At 71.6% G+C, this 3158-nt stretch carries 3 protein-coding genes; all 3 read right to left on the reverse strand.

Annotation, left to right across the window (positions count from 1 at the left end):
- Positions 1 to 622, reverse strand: a 622-nt coding sequence (murD, locus tag BN4348_RS43180; RefSeq protein WP_084454201.1) for a UDP-N-acetylmuramoyl-L-alanine--D-glutamate ligase, incomplete at its 3' end; no start/stop codon positions are given.
- Positions 622 to 1701 (reverse strand): phospho-N-acetylmuramoyl-pentapeptide-transferase, encoded by a 1080-nt coding sequence (gene mraY / locus BN4348_RS43185; RefSeq protein WP_066913360.1) that lies wholly within the window; start codon positions 1699 to 1701, stop codon positions 622 to 624. The genes murD and mraY, both read right to left, overlap by 1 nt.
- Entirely contained in the window at positions 1698 to 3158 is a 1461-nt protein-coding gene (locus BN4348_RS43190) for a Mur ligase family protein (protein ID WP_066913362.1), read from the reverse strand. The genes mraY and BN4348_RS43190 overlap by 4 nt, the downstream gene beginning before the upstream one ends.

A 3158-nucleotide genomic window follows, 5' to 3' on the forward strand; every position in this document is an offset into this window, starting at 1 on the left:
TCGCCGCGGTGTAGTCGGCCATCGTGGAATGCCAGTCGAGGTGGTCCTCGGCGATGTTGAGCACCACGCCGGCCTCGGGCCGCAGCGAGGGCGCCCAGTGCAGCTGGAAGCTGGACAACTCGACGGCCAGCAGGTCGGCGGGCTGGTCGAGCACATCCAGCACCGGATCGCCGATGTTGCCGCACAGCACGCTGCTCCTGCCCCCGGCGGTCAGCATGGCCTGCAGCATCGACGTCGTGGTGGTCTTGCCGTTCGTCCCGGTCACCACCAGCCAGTGGCGCGGCGGCCCGTAGTGGCCCGCGGCGTCGAGCCGCCAGGCCAATTCGACGTCGCCCCAGATGGGCACGCCCGCGGTCGCCGCGGCGGCCAGCAGCGGCGTGGCCGGGGAGAAGCCGGGGCTCGTCACCACCAGGGCATATTGCGAGATCTGCCGCGTCGCGGTCGGCGTCGGCACGGTGGCCGCGCCGGTTTCGGCGTGCCGGCGCAGCGTGGCCGGGTCGTCGTCGCACAGGGTCGGCGCGGCGCCGAACCGGGTCAGGGCGGCCAGCACCGCCTTGCCGGTCACGCCGCCGCCGGCCACCAGCACGGGCGCGCCCGGTCTCAAGGGGTCAAGACCGCTCATCACGCACCGATCGTGGCCAGCCACTCACCGTAGAAGAGGGCCACGCCCAGGCCACAGGCGATCGCGGTGAGTAGCCAGAAGCGGACGATCACCGTCGTTTCGGCCCAGCCGGCCAACTCGAAGTGGTGGTGGAAGGGCGCCATCCGGAACACCCGGCGTCCGGTGGTGCGGAAGGCCAGGATCTGCAGCACGACGGAAGTGACCTCCGCGACGAACAGCGAGCCCAGCACCACGGCGAGGATCTCGGTCCGGCTGGTGACCGACAGGCCGGCGATGATCCCGCCCAGCGCCAGCGACCCGGTGTCGCCCATGAAGATCTTGGCCGGGGCGGCGTTCCACCACAAAAAGCCGATGCAGGCGCCGGCGGTGGCGGCCGCGATGAGCGCCAGGTCCAGCGGATCGCGCACGTTGTAGCAGCCCAGCCCCGGCGCTGTGACGCACGCGTTGCGGTACTGCCAGAAGGTGATCAGCACGTAGGCGGCGGTGACCATCGCCATGCAGCCCGCGGCCAGCCCGTCCAGGCCGTCGGTGAAGTTGACCGCGTTGGACCAGGCGCTGACGACCACCACGCAGAACAGCACGAACAGCCCGGGAGCCAGTGTGACGGTGGCGATTTCGCGGACGTAGGACAGGTTCGCGCTGGCCGGGCTCAGGCCGTTGGCGTTGCGGAACTGCAGGATCAGCACGCCGAACAGCACCGCGGCGACGATCTGCCCGACCGTCTTGGCCGTCTTGTTCAGCCCCAGGTTGCGCGACCGGCGGATCTTGATCAGGTCGTCGAGGAACCCGACGCCGCCCAGCACGGTGGCCAGGCCCAGCACCAGCAGACCCGACGCGGAGATGCCCTCGCCGTCGATCGCCAGGCCCGCGAGGTGGGTGCCCAGGTAACCGGCCCAGATGCCGGCCAGGATCGCCACGCCGCCCATCGATGGCGTGCCGCGTTTGGTGTGGTGGCTCGGCGGGCCGTCCTCGCGGATCTGGTGGCCGAAGCCCTGCTTGGTGAAAAGCCGGATCAGCGCCGGCGTCAACAGGATCGAGACGGTCAGCGCGATGGCGACCGCGATGAGGATCTGTCTCACGGGCGGGCACCGCTATCCGAGGCCAGTGCGTCGGCAAGCGCACCCAGTCCGGCCGCGTTCGACGCCTTCACCAGGACCACGTCGCCGGGTCGCACCTCGGCGCGCAGCATGGCCAGGGCCGCGTCGGCGTCCGGCACGCTGACCGACTCGGTCCCCCACGAGCCCTCCATGACCGCTCCGTGGTGCATGGCGCTCATTGACCTCCCGGTTCCCACGACGACGAGTCGAGACACATCTAAGCGCACCGCCAGCCGCCCGATGCGATCGTGCTCGGTTATCGCGTCCTCACCGAGCTCGGCCATCTCCCCCAGCACCGCCCAGCTCCTGCGCTTTGCGGCGGGGCCGGCGCTGTGGCCTTGTTGAGGCCCGTGGGCGATCCAGGCCAGCGCCTGCAGCCCGGCCCGCATCGAGTCGGGGTTGGCGTTGTAGGCGTCGTCGATCACCGTGACGCCGTCGGCGCGGGTGGTGACGTGCATGCGATGCCGCGACACCGGGCCCGCCCCGTCCAGCGCGGCGGCCACCTGCTCGAGGCCGGCGCCGCAGTNCACAACGTGGACGACGGGGACATCCGGCGCGTGTCGCGATAACGCCTCTGCAACCTGCGTGCGATCTCGGCCGATGAGCACCGCGCCGACCAGCCGGGACGCGACCCTGGCGACCTCGGCGTCGACCGAGGCGCCCTTCAGCAAACCGCCGGCCACCCACACCACGCGCGGATAGGCCAGCAGCGACGCCTCGGCGGCGTGCGGGTTGGTGGCCTTGGAGTCGTCGACGTAGGTGATCCCGTCGGCGACGGCGATCACCTCGGCCCGGTGCCGGCCCACCCGGAAGGACGCGACGGCAGCCCCGATCGCTTCCGGGGGCACCCCGACGCTGCGGGCCAGCGCCGCGGCGGCCAGGGCGTCGAGNGCCAATTCGTCGAGCGACACTCCCTCGGCCCACATGTCGCTCGGACCCGAATCGGTGCGGGCGGCGCGGCTGACCCGGACCACCCGGGCCGCGGTGACGCCGGCCATCGCCGCCACGACCGGGTCGTCGACGTTCAGGATGACGACGCCGGATGACGGAACGGCCTGTGGCAGTTCGGCTTTGGTTCGCGCGATGGCTTCCCGGGAGCCGAACTCGCCCAGGTGGGCGGTGCCGACGTTGAGGACCACCCCGATCGACGGCGGGGCGATCTCGGCCAGCGCGGCGATGTTGCCCGGATGCCGCGCCGACATCTCGAGAACCAGGTAGTCGGTGCTTCGGGTCGCGCGCAACACCGTCCAGGGGTGGCCCAGCTCGTTGTTGAAGGACCCGGGCGGGGCGATCACCTCGCCCAGCGGCTCGAGCACGGCGGCCACCAGGTCCTTGGTCGAGGTCTTTCCGGACGAGCCGGTGATCCCGATGATCCTCAGCCCGCCCGCGACCAGCTCGGCGGCCACCGCACCGGCCAGCCTGGCCAGCGCGGCCAGCAC

Origin of the sequence: Mycobacterium interjectum, assembly GCF_900078675.2 — a bacterium.
In the GTDB taxonomy this organism is placed as follows: Bacteria; Actinomycetota; Actinomycetes; order Mycobacteriales; family Mycobacteriaceae; genus Mycobacterium; species Mycobacterium interjectum.